The organism is Nostoc sp. (assembly GCF_036917275.1).
Taxonomy (GTDB): domain Bacteria; phylum Cyanobacteriota; class Cyanobacteriia; order Cyanobacteriales; family Nostocaceae; genus Nostoc.
On the sequence record NZ_JBALDF010000070.1, the window covers coordinates 101,367 to 123,859 of the forward strand.

The following is a 22,493-nucleotide window of genomic DNA, read 5'->3' on the forward strand; positions in this document are numbered from 1 at the left end:
TTAAGTCTTGCAAGGGTAGAAAACCCACCTAAAATGGGTGTAAGGAGAGCAATAACAAGATGTCTAATAACCGTTCTGGAGTATTTATTGGCGGTTTGATGCTGGGAGCTACCATCGGTGCTTTGACCGGTTTGCTCGTAGCTCCCCGCACAGGGCGCGAAACGCGTAAAATTTTGAAGAAATCTGCCAATGCTATCCCAGAATTGGCAGAAGATTTATCAACGAGTGTACAAATTCAGGCAGATCGTCTCTCTGCCAGCGCACTGCGAAACTGGGATGAGACTTTAGATAGATTACGGGAAGCGATCGCAGCAGGTGTAGATGCCAGTCAGCAAGAAAGCCAAGTCTTAAAGCGGCAAACATCTGTTGAAGACTCAGATTCTCTTGCCCAGCAATTAGAACGCTCATAAATAACATAATCGTGATTGACCCCCTGTTTTGGTTGGGACTTTCCTTACTCTTAGTCGCCACAAGTTTGACTGCGGTTTTAGTGGTGGCAATACCGGCTTTCCAGCAGTTAGCACGCGCTGCTCGCAGTGCAGAAAAGCTATTTGATACACTTTCACGGGATTTACCACCCACTCTAGAAGCTATCCGCGTGACTGGTTTGGAAATCACTGACTTAACTGATGATGTTGGTGAAGGTGTAAAAAGTGCCAGTCAAGTCATGAAACAAGTTGATCAAAGCCTTGATAGTGCAAGAATTCAGGCTCAAAATCTGCAAGTAGGTACACGCAGCATCTTTGTTGGCGCGAAAGCTGCTTGGAGAAACTTCACACGCCAAAAACCCGCGAGGCGAACAGGCGATCGCACCCTAAGCAATGAACTACCACCACTCACGTTGCGAGAACGAGAAGTGCTCAGGCAAGAAAATCGCCGGATAAAGACAGAAGTATACCGCGCTAATGACGGTTACAATGACGCTGCTACCTGGGAAACCAATTTCGATGACGAAGATTGACCAAAAAAAGGCTGTGCATCTTTATACAGAATTGGTATTAGTCAATTTTGAGTTGTTAAAAACTTTGACGATAATGATAATCAAAAAGAGAGATCGTTGCTTGCCTTCTACCCCTCTCCCCAGCCACGATTATGATTTTTATTAAGGATATTTTGAGTATTTTAACTGATTGACAAAATGTACTTTATTTTAAATTATTACGAATGCTGCTCCCCAATTCCCAATACCCAAAAACGCTTTGTTTTGATCCCTTAGATTAGAGTAAAGTAAACAAGTGTAAAGAAGTATCACTTTTCCAGTACTCTTTTAAAACAACTTGTTCACTTCTACCGTTGATATTTGTATAAAAACGTCCATGCAATCTTGTTTTTGGCGACGAATTCTGGTATCTATCGCAGTATTTTTCCTGGCTGGGACAATTTGGGTCATGCACTCTCCCCCAGCACTGGCTTATGACAATCCTGACTTACTCCCTAACACCTTTACCCCAGTTGTAGACTTAGCAAAATCTCTTCCTGTGCTGCAAGAAGAAAAGCTTGTCAAAGATTTAGAGCAGTTTGAAACCGATACGGGTTGGAAATTGCGAGTATTGACCCAGTATGACCGCACCCCAGGTCGGGCAGTCATAAAATATTGGGGTTTGGATGACAAAAGCATTCTGCTAGTTGCCGATTCTCGTGGCGGTAACATTCTCAGTTTTAGCGTCGGCGATGCTGTTTATGAACTTTTACCCCGGACTTTCTGGATAGAACTACAAACCCGCTTTGGTAATTTGTACTTTGTCCGCGAACAAGGTGAAGACCAAGCCATTCTGCAAGCTTTAGAATCGGTTAAAGGCTGTTTACTCAAGGGTGGTTGCAATGTTGTCCCCGGACTGCCACGAGAGCAATGGATTCTCACCTTGATTAGCTCAATCATTGGTGGGGTGATTTGTGGATTTGCAGCTCAACCCCGCGAGAAAGGACAAGTTTTCGCTTGGCAATGGGCTTTAATTTTCTCACCTTTGTGGGGAATCTTGTTTATTGCCTTTGGTATTGGGCCAGTGGTGACACGCACAAGCGACTGGTTACCTCTAGTTCGCAATATCTCTGGGTTTCTCATTGGCGTCTTGGTTGCCTACTTATCTCCTATTTTCAGTCGGTCTTCTTCTAGTAATGAGTTATAGGTGCTGAGTTGGAGTTATGAGTTTTTAATTAACTTATAACTCCTAACTCCTAACTCTCTGAAGCTGATAAGCTGAAAGCTAATATTTGAGAAGCTCAACAAAAATGGAATGGCACGTAACTGATGCTCAAAGTTTAGCAATCATTGATAGTGAAATTGAAAATCATGTTTTTTCACCAGCAGAGTATGAGATTGTGCGTCGGGTAATATACTCTACAGCTGACTTTGAGTATAAGTCTTTGATTCGTTTCTCTGAGCGTGCCTTGCAAGCTGGAGCAGCAGCACTAGCCGCGCGCACCACGATTGTGGTAGATGTACCGATGGTACAAGTAGGTATTGCCTACGAGATTCAAAACACCTTTGCCAATCCGGTGTATTGCAGTATGGAAGCTCTGACACGCCCTCAAAAAGAAAAAACTCGGGCAGCATGGGGAATAGAAACTTTAGCAAAGCGTTATCCAGAAGGCATTTTTGTGGTGGGTCAAGCACAAACAGCACTAACAGCACTAGTGGATTTAATTGAAGCTGAGGAAATTAGACCTGCTTTGATAATTGCGACTCCAGTGGGATTTGTAAATGTTAATGAAGCAAAGGAGCGCTTACAAGATTCTCTAGTGCCTCACATTACAATTGATAGTCGCAAAGGTAATGCAGTTGTAGCAGCTGCGATCGTTGATGGATTGGTAGACTTGGCTTGGCAAGCCTATGGACAAGATGGAAATCGGGGGAGTTAGGAAAGTCGGCCGTATCGTTCCCTTTATGCCAAATAGGATTTAAAACTACTAAATAACCTGATATTTTTGTTAAGTAGTGCCGATAAAGGAGCCTTTTCCTGTGGTATTTCAACGTTTTGGTTTAATCGCATTTCTTGCAATTCCCGTGGTATTAAGTCTTTTGGGTGGGAAAGAAAGGATAAAAGTATCTTTAGTTGAAAACGCCCGTCAGGTATCCACTAACAAGGAAATCATCCTACCCAACCACAAACTAATCAGCATTAAGGCGACTCCGAAAACATATTATGTTAGTGGTAGCGGAAACGACACAAATAGTGGAATTTCTACTTCATCCGCTTTTAGGACAATTCAAAAGGCAGCAGATATAACTAACCCTGGCGATACAGTATTGATTATGAACGGAGTATACACAAATTTAGCAAAAGCTCCGAGTGTAGTAAGTATTAAACGTTCTGGAACCGCAAAAGCATGGATTAAGTATAAAGCATATCCTGGTCATTTCCCAAAAATTAAACACAATACATGGAACGGTATCCTGATTTCAAGTAGAGCTTCATATATCGAGATCAACAGGCTAGAGGTCATAGGAAACAATGCCAATATTACCCTTGCTTATGCATTAAGTCAGAAGACTAACAGATCAAATCCACTTACAAGCGGAAACTGCATAAACATTGACGGACGAGCCAATGGTCATGTTCATCACATCCGTATTCTGAACAACAAAGTGCATGACTGTGGAGGAGGAGGTATCGGAGCAGGGCAGGCTGATTATGTGAAGATAGATAATAACACTGTGTTCAATAATGCCTGGTATGGTGTTTATGCTTGCAGTGGCATTACGATAGGGACCAGTTGGAATTCTGACACCAACCGGGGATATAAGATGTTCGTGACCAATAACAAGGTATATAACAATCGCATGTACATCCCTTGGGTTGCGACGGGAAAGATCACAGATGGTAATGGCATTATTATCGATAGTACCAGAAATGATCAGAACCCAAATTTGGGTGCATATATAGGACGGACTTTAATTCAAAACAATTTGACATTTAATAATGGTGGTTCAGGAATTCATACATTTTCAAGTGATCATGTTGATATCGTCAATAACACAGCTGTTTTAAATAATCAGAGTCCAGAAATTAAAGATGGGCAAATATTTGGCAATGTGTCATCTGATGTCAAAATTTTAAGGAACATTCTCTATGCTTATCCTGGCAAAAATATCAACGGTAACAATAAAAATAAAAACGTTATTTATGATTATAATATCTACATTAATAGTTCTAAAGTAAATGTTAAGGGATCTCACGATATTGTTGCAGACTCTGAGTTTTTAAGGAAGCATCCCACTCTAGAAAAAATATCTAGCAATTGGAAATCGCGGCTAGCTAAACAAAATCCGCCGAGGCGGACTTATGTAGAGTCTAAGTCGGGAGGTTTTGTTTGTGGGTCAATGACCTATCGTTTGAAAGGCAAACTCATCAAAGTGGGATGCTCCCGTTAGCAAGAAGGCAAAGGGCACAGGGTAGGAGATGATTTATGCTGAATCCAAATGCCGAACCTCATGGGCGACTATCGGGGAGTCTTGCGGTTAAGAGCAAACTACCAAAATCTCTGCAATAGGTGGCTCATAATTAGTGTCGGTCTGTCCTTTGCATGTGTCTGAAAGAGAAGCCTATGGTTATTACATCCTCCTGCCAGCTTCACTTCTTTAATCCTCTACTCTCCGACGCCGCCGACGCGGCTTTTGTTGTTGGTCTTCACTCAAGCGGCGACCGATTTCGTTAAAGAAATCCCGCCGTAGATAAGGATAATCGCTAACCCATAGGTCACGACTGGGAAAGTAGATATCGCTGAATTCTTCAATACTGCTCAAATCTGAGCGATTTGACATCACTACCATTTCTGCAATTTGACCACGAGTAATAACTTTGTGGGCAGGACGTAATGGTGCTACAAACTCAATACTAAATCCTGTGTCATCACCCACCTCTAAGTTAATCTGTTTTTCTCGGTTTTCTACAATCACTAATTCGCCTTTGCTGTTGACTGTTTCGGTTTTACCCATCAACTGGTCTGTAATCCACCAATCTAACACTCGACCACGGAAAAAGCCGCCATACTTATAACGGCGGCATTGCAAATTCCGCATACTTGCTTGAAACACTGGATACCACAGCCAAAAAAAAGCGCTAAGTATCCCCACCACAAATACTATTGAAGCAAACTGAAGCCTAAAAACGACTGTCACAAGCAAAATAACAACTACTGCAACTACAGAAATTAACAGCCGTTGCAAAAAATTTGAGAATTTCCCCCAGTAGTACTTGTACTGCAAACCAGTGCCAATTAGGGGGACAACTTGTTCAAATTTCTGGCGAGTCAGTGGTACTAACATGAGTGCTGAGTAATGAATGAGCGATAGTGTGTTTAAAGTATCTTTTCTAATCCATATACTAACGACTTTAGCGCTAAGACTTTGCGAATCGCTAGTAGGACTCCTGGCATATAGCAAGCGCGATCGCTCGTATCATGTCGTAAAGTATAAATCTGTCCCGCTGCGCCAAAAATAACTTCCTGATGGGCAATCAATCCTGGCAAGCGGACGCTATGAATTCTAATCCCTTCATCTGCTATACTCCCTCTAGCTCCTGGTAATTTCTCCGTTTCTTCTACAAGAGCAGGGTTAAAAGTTTTACCCAATTCTCCTAATAACTGCGCCGTTTGAATGGCAGTACCACTCGGAGCATCAGCTTTTTGGTTGTGATGCAGTTCGATAATTTCTACATGGTCAAAATATTTTGAGGCTGCAACTGCGGCTTGTTGCAACAGCACCATGCCAATGGAGAAGTTAGGAATAATTAGACAACCAGTGCTAGCTTTGTCGGCAAAGTCTGCCAACTCTTGGATTTGTTCTGGACTTAACCCAGTGGTTCCCACTACAGGACGAATACCGTAAGCGATCGCACTACGAATATTGTCATAAACTGAATCGGGATGGGTAAAGTCTACAATCACCCCTGGAGGAGAGTGTCTGTCGCCAGCCACATACCCCAACATCGGTTCTAATTGATTGGTAATTGGCACTTCCAGGGGTTCGCTTAAACCCGCGAACTCTCCAGCGTCTTTATCTTGATGTTCCAAACTGTGGTCAATTGCACCCACTAGGTTCAAGTCAGGCGCTTGCGCCACCGCCTTAATCACCTCACGACCCATTTTACCAGCAGCACCGTTGATAATAACCGGGATAGGAGCTTGATTCGTCATAGGTCAAGAAATACTTTTTGAGTCAACAAAGGAATTGTAAAGACTTTAGTGATCTAGTAGCTAGCTTTTCAAATCTCTGGCTTAATTCCGACTACCTTGAGTTATGCAGCTAATCGCTCAGTTTTTCCACTCCCGAAAGCGGATGGGTTCTCATTTTCATCTCACTATCTTAGCCAGTAACCCGTTTTATTTTCCCTACTTCACTTACCACACTCCAAAAACAATCCGATACTGTCCTTAATAAGTAGCTCTTATAAAAGCTATTAGTCTTTTTTTGTCAAGTTCAATTGACTATTTATAATCTTTTTGTTAAATTTATTTACATAACTTAGCAAAGCCCAAACTTAACTACCTAACTGGTGTTAGCTAAGAAAATAAGATTTCTGTATCGCTTATCTCATCAACATTTAGACTTCTCCCATCTACCTCGGCTATTAAGTCGGGGTTTTTATATTCTCGATTAACTTTTCTTTAGCAGTTACTACTGATTTAGTCATCTTTGAGATGACTTTCGCTATTAGCTGTAGGTTTCTAACCTATAACGGGTGATGGTTCAGCCGCGAGATTGAACATTATGATAATTGCGGAATATTGGTTTGACTACAAGTCAGCCTCAGAATGAATTCTGAGGCTCATAGCTCAAGTCAGCTTAAGCTGACTAAATACAGTTTTGCGTAAAAGCGTAGCGTTTTTAATGCAGGGGAATACATTGGGATTGCATTGAGATGCATTAACAAGGTAAGCTGACGCATTAACAATGTAAGCCAACGCATTAACAATGTAAGCCGACGCATTAACAATGTAAGCCAACGCATTAACAATGTAAGCCAACGCATTAACAATGTAAGCCGACGCATTAACAATGTAAGCTGACGCATTAACAATGTAAGCTAACGCATTAACAATGTAAGGCGACGCATTAACAAAGTAAGCTGACGCATTAACAAAGCAGGGTATTGGCAAATTTAATTCGCTAGGAATTAGTGAAATGTTGTACTAAGGTTCAATGAACTTAGGACTTACGCAAAAATTACCAAAAAGCTTAATTTATCGAACCGCCAAGACGCCAAGAGCGCCGAGAATTCGTAGAGTGTGCGTAAGTCCTAGAACTTAAAGATTAATGGAATTCATTGCTTTAGCTGCGTGAGTTTTGAGCCATGTACGTGCTGTTTTTGATGAAATTTATTGCGTCTAGTATTCCCGCAATGGTTAAAAATCTTCCAGTCAGCTTGAGCTATTAGCCTTGGAATGAATTCCGAGGCGGGTAAGCGATGTTTACGACGAACTACGCTGACGCATTTCCCACCGCTTCATCAGTAAGGCGAGACACCAGGGAGTATTTGCCGACATTTGGGCATTTATTGATCCCTCCCCATCTAATGCGTCATCCGAAGCGTCCCGGTTGATGGGAGAATAAAAACGAGAAATGATGCTTGCTTGGTGTTGTCTCCAGCCCAAAGGAATTTGTAGAAATGTGGAAACGAATTGTATTAATTTTGCTATTGGTGTTGAGCTTCAGCCTGAGTAATTCTAATGTAGCGGCTGCGGCTGGACTCAAAAGCTTTGTAGACACGAATGATGGCTATCAGTTTTTATATCCTAACGGCTGGCTGCAAGTAAAAGTTGCCAACGGGCCAGATGTGGTTTTTCACGATTTGATTGAGGTGTCTGAAAACGTTTCGGTTGTGATTAGCCCAGTTCAAGAAGGCAAAACTTTGTCAGAATTGGGAACCCCAACAGAAATAGGATATAAGTTAGGAAAAGCAGCTCTTGCGCCTCCTGACTCTGGTCGTTCAGCTGAATTAGTTAATGCCGCACAGCGAGAAGTAGACGGTAAAATATACTACCTATTAGAGTATGAGGTTAAACTTCCCAATCAACAGGAACGACACAACATCGCCAGCGTCGCTGTTAGCCGTGGTAAGCTTTTTACCTTTAACGCCTCAATTCCTGAAAAACGCTGGCAGAGAGTTAAAGGAATGATTGATCAAGTTGTCAATTCTTTTTCTGTCTATTAATTGTCGAGTGGGGAATAGGGGATAGGGGATAGAAAAGAAACTTAATCACCAATCCCCAATGCCTTATCCCCCATGCCCAATTAACAATTTTGTCAGAAATATCATGAAAATTCCACCCTTTGTACTTGCCTCAGCTTCCCCAGCCCGACGCCGCTTGCTGCAAACTGTTGGTATTGAACCGATAGTTCGACCAAGTGACTTTGATGAGTCGCAAATCCAATTAAGTGAACCAGCAGAATTGGTCAAAACTCTTGCTCAATATAAGGCGGAAACTGTAGCCCCGCAGTTTGAATCGGCTTTGATTATGGGTTGTGATTCAGTTTTGTCTATCAATGGTCAAATTCACGGTAAACCAGCAGACTTCTCTGAAGCGATCGCTCGTTGGCAGATAATGCAGGGTAACTTTGGCGACTTGTACACAGGTCACGCTTTAATTGACATTGAGCAAAACCGTACTATAGTCAAGTCTCAAGTGACAAAAGTTTACTTTGCTCAAATGAGCGATCGCGCAATTAAAGCCTATGTTGCCACAGGTGAACCCCTCAAATGTGCTGGAGCTTTTGCCATTGAAGGTTTTGGTAGTTTCTTTGTAGAAAAAATCGCAGGCTGTCACAGCAATGTAATTGGACTTAGTTTACCCTTGCTGCGGCATATGCTAGGGGAATTGGGATACGATGTCACTGATTTGTGGCAATAGTCCTTTGGGTTTTGTCATTTGCCCAATGACGCCACTTGCTTCTCCTGTCGGAGACGCTGCGCGAACAACCGCAAGAACCCCGGCAATACAGTGGCTCCCCAATGCCCACCAAGTGTTTGCTTATATTGCAGTCCACGACAGGTATGGTACAACAAGTTGTAGACTGGCTACTAGATCGCATTCCCAACTAGAATATGTCATTTACTTCTATGCCCTCGCTGCGTGAGCAACAACATCCCCTAATTCGTCAGCTAGCTGATTGTATTGAGGCAGCTTGGCATCAGCACTTGGATCTATCGCCCTACCATTTGCCTGATGAGTTGGGGTATGTGGAAGGTAGACTAGAAGGCGAAAAACTGACAATTGAAAATCGCTGCTATCAAACGCCCCAGTTTCGGAAAATGCACTTGGAACTGGCGAAAATCGGAAATATGCTGGATATTTTGCACTGCGTCATGTTTCCCCGTCCAGAATACAACCTGCCGATGTTTGGTTGCGATTTAGTTGGGGGTAGAGGTCAAATTAGTGCAGCGATCGCAGACCTTTCTCCGATTCAATTAGAGCGCACCTTACCAGAATCTTATACTTCTGCACTGACACAGCTAACAGTGCTTAACTTTTCTCAACCCCGTGAATTACCTGAATGGGGAAATATTTTTTCAGATTATTGCATCTTTGTCCGCCCCAGTTCCCCAGAAGAAGAAACAATGTTTCTCTCGCGTGTGCGAGAATTTTTAGATATTCATTGCACCCAAGCGATCGCCTCACATCCTGTTTCAGTTGAACAAGTCACACAAAATATCGCCGGACAACACAACTACTGCACCAAACAGCAGCAAAACGATAAAACCCGCCGCGTACTAGAAAAAGCCTTTGGCCCAGCTTGGGCAGAACATTACATGACCACAGTTTTATTCGACCTGCCAAATTAATCATCCCCCGAATCTCCTTTCAGACTCACAGTTACCCATCTGTAAGCTCTGTTACGTTTTCGCGTAACGGATAAATGTAGAATTCATTCAACGAGAGTTTAATGGAGTCCCAAAACAGCAGCAGGAAAAGTAGTCAGGTCTTTAAAGCAAATATTACAAAATGGTTTGTTGTCTTGGTAGGTGCAAGCAACTAGAGACAGCTAACTCATTGACCAGAAAGTTAAGGAAACTTTAATGTTAAGAATGCTCAAGTTGACCCTTCTCTACGAGAGGCTGCGCCAACGACTTCTCTACGAGACGCTACGCGAACGCTCAGGGTGAACAGATATTTTTTAGTTAGTTAATCACTAATTCACTTAAGGAAGACTAACTTTTGTAGCAAGATTGTATCAAGCATTGGCAACAGTCTATTTTTGATATTTTTTTTCAATTTTGTGACTAACTGTAGCCGTAGCGAATGTAGCAGTACAGTACCGCATCATACCAATTTGGGATTTTGTGTAGAGACGCGATATATCACGTTTATACATCTAGATTCATACTGCTTGTGAATTCTGCTAACTCGCATTGCACTCATGTCTCAATAATACTCAGAGTTCTTAAATAGCCAGCTACTATAGCGTTTCTAGGTTTCAATACAGACCTAACCTCAAGTAAGCCTCAAAGCCTCTCTCTTTTTAAGAGAGAGAAATGGAAGTGAGGTCACTGTATTGCATACAAACGAGCGATGCCTACGGCGGGCTACGCCTACGCTATAGAAAACACCATTTTGCAAAACCATAGTGTTGAGCGTTCATCACACAATGGATTTTAAGCCATACCCAGCTTTAAACCACTGTTGTTTGTCCTAAACGGCTGGCTGTTGATTAAAAACCCTTTTATTTTTACTTCCATCAGCACAATTCAGGTAAACGGGCAACATACTATGTCAAGGGTGACTGAAAAGCCAAAGCCAAGTGAGCGGCCACTTAATCATGAACAACCTAAGATTTGGTGGGGTATCGCTGTAGCTGTACCAGTAGTAATAGCTGCTGGGATACTAGGTACAGCGAAAATCGAGCAGTTGAGAAAACTAACTACATCTGCACCCGTAATGCCATCTACCAATAGCATTAGTGCTTTAGGGCGTTTGGAACCGCGAGGCGAAGTTGTTAAATTGTCCGCTCCATCCTCAGGATTAGCGCCATCCTCACGAATTCAGCAACTTCTGGTGAGAGAGGGTGAACAGGTAAAGCAAGGCCAAATTGTGGCAATTTTGGATAACCGCGATTCCCAAATAGCCGGACTAGAAGAGGCAAAAGCCAAGGTGCAAGAATCCCGTGCGAATTTAGCACAAATCAGAGCCGGATCTCCAAGAGATATTCAAGCTCAAAGAGCAGTTATTGCTCGCTTACAAGCGCAGTTTGTTGGGGAAAGGGATGCTCAACAAGCGACGATCGCGCGGGTTGCAGCTCAGTTTAGTGGAGATAAACTCGTTCAACAAGCAACCGTGAATCGCATAGAAGCTGAACTCAGTGGGCAAAGAGAAACTCTTAGAGCAACGCTTACACGTATTAAAGCCCAACAGCGCAATGCTCAAGTCGATGCCGGACGCTATGATTTTTTATACCGAGAAGGTGCGATTTCTCAGCAAGAACGGGATAGTAGACGCCTGAGTGCAGTAACTTCTAATCAGCAGGTTGCCGAAAGCCAAGCTACACTAAAGCAGACATTGGCAACCCTACGACAGCAAGTTGCTGAAGCTAGAGCTAACCAAATACAAAATTCAGCAACTTTGCAACAGCAGCTAATCGAAGCCAAAGTTAACCGTGACAAAACTTTAGCAACTTTGCAAAGACAAATCGATGAAGAAAAGGCCAAACTGAGCAAAATTTTAGATGTTAGTCCTACCGATGTGCAAGTAGCGCAAGCCCAAGTTAGTAATGCGATCGCAAATGTTAGAAAAGCTGAAGCAGAATTGAGGTTGAGCTACGTTCAAGCACCAATAGCTGGAGAGATTTTAAAGGTTTACACCAAGTCAGGCGAAGCCATAGGTGCAAATGGTATTGCTGAAATTGGACAAACCAGCCAAATGTTTGTGATTGCTGAAGTCGCTGAAGACAGTATTGGAAAAGTGCGTATTGGTCAAAGCGCCACTATCAGCAGCGATAATGGAGCATTTAGCGACGAATTAAAAGGAACTGTTACTGAAATTGGTAGAAAAATTGGTAAAAAAGATGTGCTGAATACAGATCCAGCAGCAGATGTGGATGCCAGAGTAGTAGAAGTGAAAATTGCTCTACCTCCACAAGATAGCCAGAAAGTTTCGGGTTTAACTTACGCTAAAGTTCTTGTTGAAATTAATAGCGAATCAAGTTATAGGTGAACAGTAATACAAATTTATGATTTGATATTTTGGATCTTGTTCCGATGTTGCGCTATGCGCTAAAGCGTCTCCTAATGTGAGAATACGGCGCTGCTTCACCACTTTGCATCTACGTTCAAAAAATAAATAATTTTAGCCTTAACCCAAGCGTATTGAGATATAAAGACTATTTTACTCCTGACTCTGCCAATTTTAGATTTTAGATTTCTCCCTCAATCAAAAATTGAATTAGTTCTAAATACTACTGTAATTGATAACTGTGCTTGGATGCCTATAACATGAATCAAAAAATACCTCTGTCGTGGCTACAACTGACAAGAGAAAAAACTCGCCTAGCTGTGGCTTTGGCAGGAATTGCCTTTGCTGATATTTTGATGTTTATGCAACTCGGTTTCCGGGACGCTTTGTATTATAGTAACGTTCGATTTCATAGCAGCTTGCAGGGCGATATTGTTTTAATTAATAGTCAATCCAGTGCTGTTCTGGCAATGAGGAGCTTTTCTCAACGGCGGTTATATAAAGCTTTAGATTTACCCGCAGTACAATCAGTACATCCTATATATTTAGACTATACAGTTTGGAAAAATCCTGTAACAGGCCGTCCTCGTAGTATCCTTATCTTTGGAATGAACCCAGAGAACAACCTAGTTAACTTACCTGGAGTTCAGGAGAATTTAGATAAACTTAAACTGCCTGATGTAGTTTTATTTGACCGTTCTTCTAGAGTGGAGTATGGGCCAATCGCTGCTAATTATGAGCAAGGAAAAACTGTAATAGCAGAAGTACGAAGGCGGCGAATTAAAGTAGGAGGACTATTTACATTAGGTGCATCATTTGGTGCAGATGGAAATTTAATTACAAGTGATATTAACTTTCTGCGAATATTCAACAATCGTCAACCCGGATTAATTGATATTGGGTTAATTAGATTAAAACCGGGAGCAGATGTTAAAGTTGTCGTCCAACAACTACAAAAATATTTACCTAATGAGGTAAATGTTTTAACTAAGCAAGAATTTATTGATTTCGAGCGGAATTATTGGGCAAATAGTACAGCTATTGGCTTTATTTTCACATTAGGGACTGTCATGGGTTTCATTGTAGGGACTGTAATTGTTTATCAAATCCTTTATACAGAAGTTGCAGACCACTTAGCTGAGTATGCTACTCTCAAGGCAATAGGTTATACACAAAACTATTTATTGACAGTCATTCTTCAAGAGGCTTTGTTATTAGCAGTTTTTGGATATTTCCCTGGAATTATTTTTGCTTTATTTATGTATAAAGCTGCCAGAGATGCGACACTTTTACCAGTTTTTATGAGTTTTGATCGGGCGGTAATGGTGTTGATTTTGACAATGCTTATGTGTATTATCTCTGGTGCGATCGCAGTCCGAAAATTACGTTCTGCCGATCCAGCAGATATCTTTTAATTAATTAAATATTAAGCAAAAGATATTGTTAGGATTGATGGATTAAAATTAATAGTTAAGAAAAGTTTTTTCAGAAACTACTACAGTTTTATTTTAAAAAACCTAATTTATAGCTAACAGAATCATGACCCAAAAAGAACCTATTATTGCCATTAAAAACCTCAATCATTACTATGGCAGAGGCGCACTTAAAAAACAAATATTATTTGACATTAACCTAGAAATTGATTCTGGTGAAATTGTAATTATGACTGGGCCATCGGGTTCAGGTAAAACAACATTACTGAGCTTAATTGGTGGTTTGCGATCTGTACAAGAGGGAAGTTTGAAATTTTTAGGTGAAGAACTCGTTGGCGTCAGTCAAAACAAACTGGTGCAGATGCGACGCAGCATTGGTTATATTTTCCAAGCTCACAATTTGCTAGGGTTCTTGACTGCGAAGCAAAATGTGCAAATGGCGGTAGAATTGAATAAGAATATTTCTAAAACAGAAGCAGTAGCTAAATCAAAAGCCATGCTGGGGTCTGTTGGTTTAGAAAAACAAGTTGATTACTACCCAGACAATCTTTCTGGTGGACAAAAACAAAGAATTGCGATCGCCCGCGCCTTGGTAAATCGTCCTCCACTGGTGCTAGCAGACGAACCAACAGCTGCATTAGACAAACAATCAGGACGCGATGTCGTGGAAATAATGCAGAGTCTTGCCAAAAATCAGGGAACTACTATCTTATTAGTGACACACGACAACCGCATTTTAGACATAGCCGATCGCATCGTAGAAATGGAAGATGGTCTTTTAACCCGTAATTCCCCCAATGCAACTATTGGGTTATGATTTGGAAGTAATAAATCACAACTGATAACTAAGTTGTGACGCAAATAAATATTGCCTATTTACTCGTAAGGGTCATTTTTTGTCATTGGTCATTTGTATCTACAAAGGAAAAAGGACAAATGACTAATGACAGCCATAATTTATTGTCTAACCGAGCCTGATTTTTTCATTCCAAGTGGCTTTGGCAAAGTTGGGGCATTTGGTTGGCGATTAGTCCGAAAAGTCACATTCACGCCTTCATTCGATTGCTCTAGCACCAGTAGAGGCGTAGGTTTAGCCTTTTGATCCCAATGCATGGTAGCAATCCGACCTTGAATTGTTGGTTGCCAGCTATCTTCGTCTTCTATGGGGCTTAAATAAGTTTCTATACAGTCAATAATTTGACTAATAGTAGCAGAACTTGCTTGCGTCGGTAACTTCATTAACCGGATTTGAATGCGAAATAGAACTCGCTTGGCAGAGTTCCCTGGACTACCAGTCTCATACTCAACATCAAAAATTTCATCTACTTGCCGTCCAGCGCTATTAGCAATTCCGACTGATCCAACTTGTGCTTGATTTGGACGCAGGGCTTGAGAAACTTTATCTTTAATCTGAATCTTCACTTGATTAAGGATTGCAAAATGAAACACCTCCTCTGACATCCGCATTCGCAGATAATCCAGGTTAAAGTCCCGTGAGTTGACCAAATCGGGATTAGTTTCCATTTTACGAATTGTTTCCAGCGCCAGCTTAAATTTTTTCTCCAATTCTCGCGAGCGGAATTGTTCAAACTTAAGTTTTTTCTCCAGCTTATTCATCTGGAACTTACTATACACAATTAAAGCAATCACCGCTAAAGCCAGTCCTCCTGAAGTTACCAACAATAATGGTGGTATTTGAGGATTACTTGCTGGCACTTCCTGGGATGCCTTTTTAATCTTTGTCCCGGAGGATTGGGCAAGAAACATCGAAGTGGACATGGTTGGGAAACTGAAAAACTTGACTCCTGATGTTTAGGATGCCCAAATCTTCAATGCCATCTTGCTGTATCATTAATATTTTTTACAACCTTTTACAAACTGCATATGTCCAGACATTTGAGCCTCCCTACCCTGTCTGAGGTTTCATCTACAAGCTTTAGCAATATTCGTCTGATAGCCACAGATATGGATGGCACCCTGACTATACGAGGAAAATTTACTCCCGCACTGCTGCAAGCTTTAGAGGATTTAGCGGCAGCTGACATTAAGGTGCTGATTGTCACAGGACGTTCTGCTGGGTGGGTGAGTGGATTGGTGCGATTCGTTGAGTAGCGAATTCCGGTATCCAGTCCGGTCATAACTACTCCAATCAAATCTAGAAATAGAAATGATTGAACTTTCAGAGATATACAGGTGAAAACCCTGTCCATTAGACTCAATGTGAACCCTTATCTGCCCACGATGACCCGACTCGGTTTCGGGAGGTCGAAGCTGGGAACAGGGCGCAATCAGATATCCGTTGTGGGATAACACTGGCGCTAATAGGAAGCTCCTACGGTGAAACTGAGCCTAGAAAAGCAACCTACTCGCAAGCGGGGCACAATTCAAAAACCCCGACTTTATCAGAGACAATTCCCGCCGCATTCTTTAGTCCAATAGCGGCAAGAGTCCAGGGAATCTGATGGTTGAATTGGCTACACCTAACGGAACATAACAATCTCTCTGAAGGAACGAATAAAAACGAGTTGTGGGTCAAGGGGGAGTCGAACCCCAAGTAGACCAGACGAGTGGTGGAATCCCCACAATTCGGGTAGGACGAACCGTAATTGGTTCGAGGTGTTCAGAATACACTAACCAGAGAAGAGAAAATGATTAGACACAGTTACAAAACTAGTGAATCTTGGGTAGCCCTACCGTGGAAGAAATTCCGCCGAAATCTATTCCGCCTTCAAAAGCGCGTGTATAAAGCTGTTCAAGTTGGAGACAAGCAGAAAGCTAGGTCACTCCAAAAGCTTATTCTAAAATCCACCTCGGCTCGATTTCTTGCAATAAGACAAGTATCTCAGCTAAACGCTGGTAAAAAGACGGCTGGTATTGATGGTAAGAAATCCCTCTCATTTGAAGAACGCTTCAACCTTGAAGAACTACTCAAAGTAAATAGTGGAAATTGGAAACATCAAGGATTACGGGAAATCCCTATACCTAAGAAGGACGGGACTACCAGAATGCTTAAAATACCAACCATAGCGGATAGAGCTTGGCAATGCCTTGCAAAATATGCACTCGAACCAGCACACGAAGCCACTTTCCACGCCAGGAGTTACGGGTTCAGAACTGGGCGCTCTGCCCATGATGCTCAAAGGTACATTTACAATAACCTACGTTCTTCCTGCAACGGAATAGAAAAACGAGTAATCGAACTCGATATTGAAAAGTGCTTCGACAGGATTAACCACTCAGTAATAATGGATGAACTCATCGCCCCCAAAGGCTTAAAACTCGGTATCTTCCGATGCCTCAAGGCAGGAGTTAACCCAGAATTTCCTGAACAAGGAACCCCACAAGGGGGAGTGGTCAGCCCCTTATTAGCAAATATTGCACTCAATGGGATTGAGAGTATACACAGATACCACATGAATCACAGACAGAGAATCACTGATAAAACCTTATCTAGTGATATTACTGAACCATCAATCCGATACGCGGATGACATGGTTATTATACTCCGACCCGAAGATGATGCAACAGAGATACTTGAAAGAATCAGCGAGTTCCTCCGCAAACGCGGAATGAATGTAAGCCAAAAGAAAACCAAAGTTACCGCCACGACAGATGGGTTTGATTTCCTTGGATGGAACTTCAAAGTGCAGAGCGATGGAAAGTTTAGAAGCACTCCCTCAGTGGATAACTTCAAAGCTTTTCGCAAGAAAGTAAAACACATCGTCAACAACTCGAATTATGGCGCTACCACAAAGGCTGAGAAATTAGCCCCGATAGTTAGAGGGTGGAGAAATTACCATAAGTTCTGCAAGATGGATGGGTCAAAGTTTTCCTTATGGCACACCAATCATAGAGCTTTCAAGGTATTCAACAAGGAAACCAAGCAAAACCGTCACTCATGCCAGGAGCTAACAAAAAAGGCATTCCCAAAGGTTCCTTACTCCGAAAATAAACACGTCATGGTTAAAGGAACAAAATCCCCCTATGACGGAGATATAGCCTATTGGAGCGAACGTAACAGCAAGCTCTACGACGGCGAAACCTCTAAAGCTCTTAAGAAGCAAAACCATAGATGTGCTTCCTGCGGCTTAAAGTTCATCGATGAGGAGCAGGTTCACCTGCATCACATCGACGGAAACCACGCCAACTGGAAGAAAAATAATCTCAAAGCAATTCATGAGAGCTGCCACGATTACAAACACATGAGCAAAAGCGCAAGCTGAGAACATCGGGAGCCGGATGCACAGAAATGGGCATGTCCGGATCTAACTGAGAGGTGCGGGAGATAATACTCCCCATCGACTCAACCAGTGCGATTATGCCAGTAGCAGGTGGTATGGCAGAAAATGGCGGTTTGTACTTTCCACCTGGAAACCAGAAACCAGTAGTCTTAACACCCATTCCTGATTTAGTTAAACATCGCCAGCACTTGGCTACGACTTTTGAGAATTTACAAACTAAATTTCCCCAAATCCAAGAATCTGCTGATAATCGCTTTCGCATCACCGACTGGACTTTTGATGTAGCTGGTTTGAGTCAAGACGAACTACAAACCATAGACAATCTCTGTGAACAAATGGGTTGGGGATTTACCTATAGCAACGTGCAGTGTCACATTAAACCCCAAGGGCAAGATAAAGCTGTAGGATTGTTGCAGGTGTTGCGCGAATATTTGCCCCAATACTCGCCAGAGCAAATTGTCACTGTTGGCGATAGCCCCAATGATGAAAGTTTATTTGATCGGCGTTATTTTCCTGTTTCTGTAGGCGTGGCAAATGTGCTGGAATATCTGAATCAGTTGAAATATCACCCTGCTTATATTACTAACGCTGCCGAAGGGGAAGGATTTTGTGAATTATCTAGTTATATTTTGAAAAGCTTACACATCTCAACTTAGGCAGAGCCAGACTTGCTCTACAATAATCTCGTAGCACTGATTTTATAACCATGACGGCTACTCTAAGAGTTGGTATCGAATCAGAAATCTTCTATCCCAGTGCTGATGGTCAACCAGTGGCAGAAACCTACGACCACCTTTATGCCTTGCTAACTACTTTGGAAGTACTGAAACAGTATCTGGCATCTCGTCAGGCAACAGTATTGGGAAATCAATTTCTTTATTATGCACAAGGCTTGCCCAAGTTGCGGGTAGCCCCAGATGTGATGGTAATTTTTGATGTTGCACCTGGCGGTCGAGACAACTATAAAATCTGGGAAGAGGGTCAAGTACCCACAGTTATTTTTGAAATGACATCTTTTGGTACTAAGGGACAAGATGAAATCTTCAAAAAGACCCTCTATGAGCAGTTAGGTGTCAAGGAATACTGGCTATTTGACCCTAAAGGCGAGTGGGTGGAACAACAGCTACGTGGCTATCGCCTGCGGGGAGAAATCTACGAACCTATACAAGATGGACGCAGTGAACCGTTACAACTGCGCTTGGTGGTTGAGGAAAGGCTAATTGGGTTTTACCTTGAGGATACGGGGGAAAAATTACTGATCCCTGATGAACTGGTAGAGGCTTTAAGGCAAGAAATTTTAGCAAGACAGCAAGCAGAAGAATTAGTGGAACAAGAACGTCAACGAGCAGAACAGGAACGCCAACGAGCAGAACAGGAACGCCAACGAGCAGAACAAGAACGCCAACGAGCAGAACAGGCAGAGTTGCAAATAGAACAGTTAAAGGCAAGGTTGCGATCGCTCAATATAGACCCCGATACTATTGAGTAACATGCAAGGTGTAATTCTAGAAATTGATGTAACTACGCCCATCCTAGACATCGCACCAAAGACACTAATGAGTGACCGTTAAATTGAAAAATTGTTACAAACAAGTAGACAATTTGTTACCTATATTTTTGCCACATTTATTACCTTAGACAGAATAGAATAGATGGGTATCCACCGCGTTTCAATCTCGGAAGTCTCAACAGTAGTGATTTTATTTAAAAGACTGGTTTATAAAATCATTCGCAAGAGGTTAGCGTTTTATTTCCAACTTCCACTAGAAAGTCCAAGACCAATGGTAGAGTCAAGAATTTACCTTTAAATACTGTGGTACTAAATTATGCAAGAAATTGAAAGATTCTTTGGCAACTTGTTCAGTAGCGTAATCAACCGCTTTAAGTATTTTGCGATGGACAGTGCTGAACGAAAAATGAGAGAAACTATCGACGAGCAGATCGAACAACGGCGACAAAAACCCAAACCGAAGGATCAAGAAGACCGCGAGTAGATAGGTCTTTTGGGGTAGTTTAAAACTAGTCAGTTAAACACTAGTACATCACGGCGTAAATACAGCTACCATCTCAATTAACAAGATTTGGGACAAAATCCCTTCTTTAAAGGTAGGCAAACTGACGCCATGTACTAGGGTGTAGCTCCCCTGGCTTAAAACGCGTAAGTTCAGCTTTTTTACTGAGTATTTATTACTAAAAAAGGGTAGCGATCGCTGTTGAAGGCGTTTAAAACAGCAAGATTTTTATCACTATCACTACAAGCATAGCGCTTCCCTATTGTTGAGTGGGCAGCGCTATTTTCTCGCCCTTACCAAACTACAACTCTTCCGAATGTGCTAACCTAGTATGGTTAACTAATCTCGCACATCTGAGAATTCGGGTGTTTCCCGGTTGGGAAATACGCTTGGATGGAGGTTTAACCCGAATCGGAGTTAGAAAATATATGCCAGTAGTTTCATTGGCTCAGATGATGGAGTCAGGGGTTCACTTTGGGCATCAGACCCGGCGTTGGAACCCAAAAATGTCTCCTTACATTTACACTTCCCGCAATGGTGTACATATTATCGACTTGGTGCAGACTGCCCAGTTGATGGATAATGCTTATAACTATATGCGATCGCACGCTGAACAAGGGAAAAAATTTCTTTTTGTTGGCACTAAGCGCCAAGCGGCTGGAATTATTGCCCAAGAGGCCAGCCGTTGTGGTTCCCACTACATTAACCAACGCTGGTTGGGCGGAATGTTGACTAATTGGGCAACCATCAAAACACGAGTAGACCGTCTGAAAGATTTAGAACGCCGTGAGGAAACTGGCGCACTAGATTTATTACCCAAAAAAGAAGCATCAATGCTACGTCGGGAAATGACGAAGCTTCAGAAATACTTGGGCGGCATTAAAACAATGCGGAAAGTCCCCGATATCGTGGTAATTGTAGACCAACGGCGGGAATATAACGCAGTTCAAGAATGCCAAAAGCTGAATATTCCGATTGTGTCCATGCTGGATACAAACTGTGACCCAGATGTAGTAGATATCCCCATCCCAGCAAACGACGATGCTATCAGGTCAATTAAGCTGATAGTCGGAAAACTGGCGGATGCCATTTATGAAGGTCGTCATGGTCAGCTGGATGCTGAAGAGGATTACGAAGATTACGAAGGTGGTGAGTATGACGAAGACTACGAAGAAAGCGAATATACTGACGCCGTAATTCCCGACGAGGAACCAGAGGAATAAGTAAAGCAGGGGTAAAGTAAGTGGACAAGGGAGGGCGGTGGATTGCACAATAGCAGCAAGCCGCCCTGCCCTAGCCTGCGGCAAATCATAGGCAAAGGTGGAGGCAAAAAACTCATGCCTCATACCTTTGTACTTGATTATTTTTTCTCCCCCAGCCCTGAGTAAGATAGAAATACTCAACACCCGTGAGCGATTACAAATCGAGGTCAAGTTAGGAATTGAGGCAACATGGCGGAAATATCTGCAAAACTCGTCCAAGAGCTACGCCAAAAAACTGGTGCCGGCATGATGGACTGCAAAAATGCGCTGAAAGAGACTGATGGCAACATAGATGAAGCGGTAGACTGGCTACGGAAAAAGGGCATCTCTACGGCGGGGAAAAAAAGCGATCGCGTTGCGGCAGAAGGTCTAGTAGACACTTACATTCAGACCGGAGGTAGAGTGGGTGTACTCATAGAAGTCAACTGCCAAACCGACTTTGTTGCTCGTAACGAGGCTTTTAAAGCTTTAGTTAAGAACCTAGCAAAGCAAGCAGCGACTGCTAATAGTGTTGAGTCTTTGTTAGCTCAACCCTATATTGATAATGAAAGTGCGACTGTAGAAGAATTCATCAAGCAAACTATTGCCACGCTCGGTGAAAACATCCAAGTGCGTCGCTTTAATAATTTTGCATTAGCAGAAGGCACGCAAGGGATAGTAGACAGCTATATTCACACTGGCGGTCGAGTTGGTGTATTGGTAGAGTTGGGTTCTAAAACGGAGTCAGCGGCTACTAATCAAGAGTTCCAAACCTTGGCACGGAACACTGCTATGCAAGTTGCGGCTTGTCCAAATGTCGAGTATGTGAGCGTAGACCAAATCCCTAGCGAAATTGCCCAAAAGGAAAAAAACATTGAAATGGGTAAGGATGATTTGGCGAACAAGCCAGATAACATCAAAGAAAAGATTGTTCAGGGACGGATTGAAAAACGCTTGAAAGAATTGGCTTTGCTCGATCAGCCTTACATTCGCGATCAGAGTATTTCCGTGGAAGACCTCTTGAAGCAAGCGAAGGCACAATTAGGCGAAGAAATTCAAGTGACTCGCTTTGTCCGCTATATACTCGGCGAAGGCATTGAGAAGCAAGAAATTAGCTTTGCTGATGAAGTCGCTGCACAAATTGGCAGCAAGTAATAATTAGTTAGGAGAGACGCGATTAATCGCGTCTGTACAGAAGTTAGGAGTTAATAGGAAGTTAGCTTCCTAATTCGTCACTCATAATTCTTAACTCCTAACTTATTCAAGAACAGGTCAAGCAAATTGCCTGACCTGTATTTTATTATTAGAGACGCGAAATATCGCATTTAATTTAAAATCTAAAATCCTCTGGAAAGTTATCCTCCAATAAATTCGTACATTTGTACTATGTAAGAGTTCACA

19 protein-coding genes and 2 pseudogenes are annotated in these 22,493 nt (G+C 42.3%); 18 read left to right on the forward strand and 3 right to left on the reverse strand.

Annotated elements, in window-relative coordinates:
* Positions 1–59 precede the first annotated feature (59 nt).
* The 5 genes from V7K35_RS27320 to V7K35_RS27340 all read left to right on the forward strand — a co-directional run bounded on the left by V7K35_RS27320 (position 60) and on the right by V7K35_RS27340 (position 4,372).
* Positions 60–410, forward strand: coding sequence for a YtxH domain-containing protein (locus V7K35_RS27320; protein ID WP_273762171.1), 351 nt, complete (start codon positions 60–62; stop codon positions 408–410).
* Between the two features lie 11 nt (positions 411–421).
* A complete protein-coding gene (locus tag V7K35_RS27325) occupies positions 422–961 on the forward strand; it encodes a DUF948 domain-containing protein (RefSeq protein ID WP_335083342.1) in 540 nt (179 codons plus the stop codon).
* 355 nt (positions 962–1,316) lie between these two features.
* Positions 1,317–2,126, forward strand: coding sequence for a TPM domain-containing protein (locus tag V7K35_RS27330; RefSeq protein WP_334794450.1), 810 nt, complete (start codon positions 1,317–1,319; stop codon positions 2,124–2,126).
* A gap of 103 nt (positions 2,127–2,229) precedes the next feature.
* Complete coding sequence (locus V7K35_RS27335; protein ID WP_273762167.1) at positions 2,230–2,859, forward strand: precorrin-8X methylmutase; 630 nt, start codon at positions 2,230–2,232, stop codon at positions 2,857–2,859.
* Between the two features lie 100 nt (positions 2,860–2,959).
* Positions 2,960–4,372 (forward strand): right-handed parallel beta-helix repeat-containing protein, encoded by a 1,413-nt coding sequence (locus V7K35_RS27340; protein WP_335083344.1) that lies wholly within the window; start codon positions 2,960–2,962, stop codon positions 4,370–4,372.
* Between the two features lie 207 nt (positions 4,373–4,579).
* Here V7K35_RS27340 and V7K35_RS27345 read toward each other — a convergent pair whose 3' ends face one another.
* Both V7K35_RS27345 and dapB read right to left on the reverse strand, forming a co-directional pair.
* Entirely contained in the window at positions 4,580–5,266 is a 687-nt protein-coding gene (locus V7K35_RS27345) for a phosphate ABC transporter permease (protein WP_335083346.1), read from the reverse strand.
* Between the two features lie 32 nt (positions 5,267–5,298).
* Positions 5,299–6,135 (reverse strand): 4-hydroxy-tetrahydrodipicolinate reductase, encoded by an 837-nt coding sequence (gene dapB / locus V7K35_RS27350; RefSeq protein WP_335083348.1) that lies wholly within the window; start codon positions 6,133–6,135, stop codon positions 5,299–5,301.
* Between the two features lie 1,472 nt (positions 6,136–7,607).
* Between dapB and psbP the strand changes: the two genes are divergently transcribed.
* The 6 genes from psbP to V7K35_RS27380 all read left to right on the forward strand — a co-directional run bounded on the left by psbP (position 7,608) and on the right by V7K35_RS27380 (position 14,415).
* A complete protein-coding gene (gene psbP, locus V7K35_RS27355; protein WP_335083350.1) occupies positions 7,608–8,153 on the forward strand; it encodes a photosystem II reaction center PsbP in 546 nt (181 codons plus the stop codon).
* Between the two features lie 103 nt (positions 8,154–8,256).
* Entirely contained in the window at positions 8,257–8,850 is a 594-nt protein-coding gene (locus V7K35_RS27360; protein WP_335083352.1) for a Maf family protein, read from the forward strand.
* Between the two features lie 194 nt (positions 8,851–9,044).
* Positions 9,045–9,782, forward strand: a complete 738-nt coding sequence (locus V7K35_RS27365; protein ID WP_335006625.1) for a phycocyanobilin:ferredoxin oxidoreductase — start codon at positions 9,045–9,047, stop codon at positions 9,780–9,782.
* A 925-nt stretch (positions 9,783–10,707) separates the two neighbouring features.
* On the forward strand, positions 10,708–12,147 hold the full coding sequence (locus V7K35_RS27370; protein ID WP_335083354.1) for an HlyD family efflux transporter periplasmic adaptor subunit: 1,440 nt from the start codon (positions 10,708–10,710) through the stop codon (positions 12,145–12,147).
* A gap of 278 nt (positions 12,148–12,425) precedes the next feature.
* Positions 12,426–13,580 carry an ABC transporter permease DevC gene (devC, locus tag V7K35_RS27375; RefSeq protein WP_335083356.1) on the forward strand — a complete coding sequence of 385 codons (1,155 nt, stop codon included), beginning with the start codon at positions 12,426–12,428 and terminating at the stop codon, positions 13,578–13,580.
* Between the two features lie 124 nt (positions 13,581–13,704).
* Positions 13,705–14,415 (forward strand): DevA family ABC transporter ATP-binding protein, encoded by a 711-nt coding sequence (locus V7K35_RS27380; RefSeq protein WP_335083358.1) that lies wholly within the window; start codon positions 13,705–13,707, stop codon positions 14,413–14,415.
* Positions 14,416–14,555: 140 nt separating this feature from the next.
* Here V7K35_RS27380 and V7K35_RS27385 read toward each other — a convergent pair whose 3' ends face one another.
* Positions 14,556–15,377 carry a hypothetical protein gene (locus tag V7K35_RS27385; RefSeq protein ID WP_335083360.1) on the reverse strand — a complete coding sequence of 274 codons (822 nt, stop codon included), beginning with the start codon at positions 15,375–15,377 and terminating at the stop codon, positions 14,556–14,558.
* Between the two features lie 105 nt (positions 15,378–15,482).
* Here V7K35_RS27385 and V7K35_RS27390 point away from each other — a divergent pair.
* The 7 genes and pseudogenes from V7K35_RS27390 to tsf all read left to right on the forward strand — a co-directional run.
* Positions 15,483–15,692: pseudogene (locus V7K35_RS27390) on the forward strand (HAD family hydrolase); the annotation flags it as partial.
* Between the two features lie 554 nt (positions 15,693–16,246).
* Positions 16,247–17,821: a group II intron reverse transcriptase/maturase gene (locus V7K35_RS27395; protein ID WP_335083362.1), complete on the forward strand. Its 1,575-nt coding sequence runs from the start codon at positions 16,247–16,249 to the stop codon at positions 17,819–17,821.
* Between the two features lie 86 nt (positions 17,822–17,907).
* A pseudogene (locus V7K35_RS27400) lies at positions 17,908–18,495 on the forward strand (HAD hydrolase family protein); the annotation flags it as partial.
* A gap of 50 nt (positions 18,496–18,545) precedes the next feature.
* A complete protein-coding gene (locus tag V7K35_RS27405; protein ID WP_335083364.1) occupies positions 18,546–19,328 on the forward strand; it encodes a Uma2 family endonuclease in 783 nt (260 codons plus the stop codon).
* Between the two features lie 337 nt (positions 19,329–19,665).
* Positions 19,666–19,833, forward strand: coding sequence for a hypothetical protein (locus tag V7K35_RS27410; protein WP_334793547.1), 168 nt, complete (start codon positions 19,666–19,668; stop codon positions 19,831–19,833).
* Positions 19,834–20,279: 446 nt separating this feature from the next.
* Complete coding sequence (gene rpsB, locus V7K35_RS27415) at positions 20,280–21,074, forward strand: 30S ribosomal protein S2 (RefSeq protein ID WP_335083366.1); 795 nt, start codon at positions 20,280–20,282, stop codon at positions 21,072–21,074.
* A gap of 228 nt (positions 21,075–21,302) precedes the next feature.
* The gene (gene tsf / locus V7K35_RS27420; protein ID WP_335083368.1) at positions 21,303–22,247 is read left to right on the forward strand and encodes a translation elongation factor Ts; all 945 of its coding nucleotides are present in this window, start codon (positions 21,303–21,305) and stop codon (positions 22,245–22,247) included.
* Positions 22,248–22,493: the final 246 nt, after the last annotated feature.

Bases quoted from the DNA above. Each gene is read 5' to 3' on its own strand.
- V7K35_RS27395 (WP_335083362.1), top strand. From the start codon at position 16,247: ATGATTAGACACAGTTACAAAACTAGTGAATCTTGGGTAGCCCTACCG.
- rpsB (WP_335083366.1), top strand. From the start codon at position 20,280: ATGCCAGTAGTTTCATTGGCTCAGATGATGGAGTCAGGGGTTCACTTT.
- psbP (WP_335083350.1), top strand. From the start codon at position 7,608: ATGTGGAAACGAATTGTATTAATTTTGCTATTGGTGTTGAGCTTCAGC.
- V7K35_RS27330 (WP_334794450.1), top strand. From the start codon at position 1,317: ATGCAATCTTGTTTTTGGCGACGAATTCTGGTATCTATCGCAGTATTT.
- V7K35_RS27360 (WP_335083352.1), top strand. From the start codon at position 8,257: ATGAAAATTCCACCCTTTGTACTTGCCTCAGCTTCCCCAGCCCGACGC.
- V7K35_RS27335 (WP_273762167.1), top strand. From the start codon at position 2,230: ATGGAATGGCACGTAACTGATGCTCAAAGTTTAGCAATCATTGATAGT.
- V7K35_RS27385 (WP_335083360.1), bottom strand. From the start codon at position 15,377: ATGTCCACTTCGATGTTTCTTGCCCAATCCTCCGGGACAAAGATTAAA.
- V7K35_RS27405 (WP_335083364.1), top strand. From the start codon at position 18,546: ATGACGGCTACTCTAAGAGTTGGTATCGAATCAGAAATCTTCTATCCC.
- V7K35_RS27365 (WP_335006625.1), top strand. From the start codon at position 9,045: ATGTCATTTACTTCTATGCCCTCGCTGCGTGAGCAACAACATCCCCTA.
- V7K35_RS27320 (WP_273762171.1), top strand. From the start codon at position 60: ATGTCTAATAACCGTTCTGGAGTATTTATTGGCGGTTTGATGCTGGGA.
- dapB (WP_335083348.1), bottom strand. From the start codon at position 6,135: ATGACGAATCAAGCTCCTATCCCGGTTATTATCAACGGTGCTGCTGGT.
- V7K35_RS27370 (WP_335083354.1), top strand. From the start codon at position 10,708: ATGTCAAGGGTGACTGAAAAGCCAAAGCCAAGTGAGCGGCCACTTAAT.
- V7K35_RS27380 (WP_335083358.1), top strand. From the start codon at position 13,705: ATGACCCAAAAAGAACCTATTATTGCCATTAAAAACCTCAATCATTAC.
- V7K35_RS27410 (WP_334793547.1), top strand. From the start codon at position 19,666: ATGCAAGAAATTGAAAGATTCTTTGGCAACTTGTTCAGTAGCGTAATC.
- tsf (WP_335083368.1), top strand. From the start codon at position 21,303: ATGGCGGAAATATCTGCAAAACTCGTCCAAGAGCTACGCCAAAAAACT.
- V7K35_RS27345 (WP_335083346.1), bottom strand. From the start codon at position 5,266: ATGTTAGTACCACTGACTCGCCAGAAATTTGAACAAGTTGTCCCCCTA.
- devC (WP_335083356.1), top strand. From the start codon at position 12,426: ATGAATCAAAAAATACCTCTGTCGTGGCTACAACTGACAAGAGAAAAA.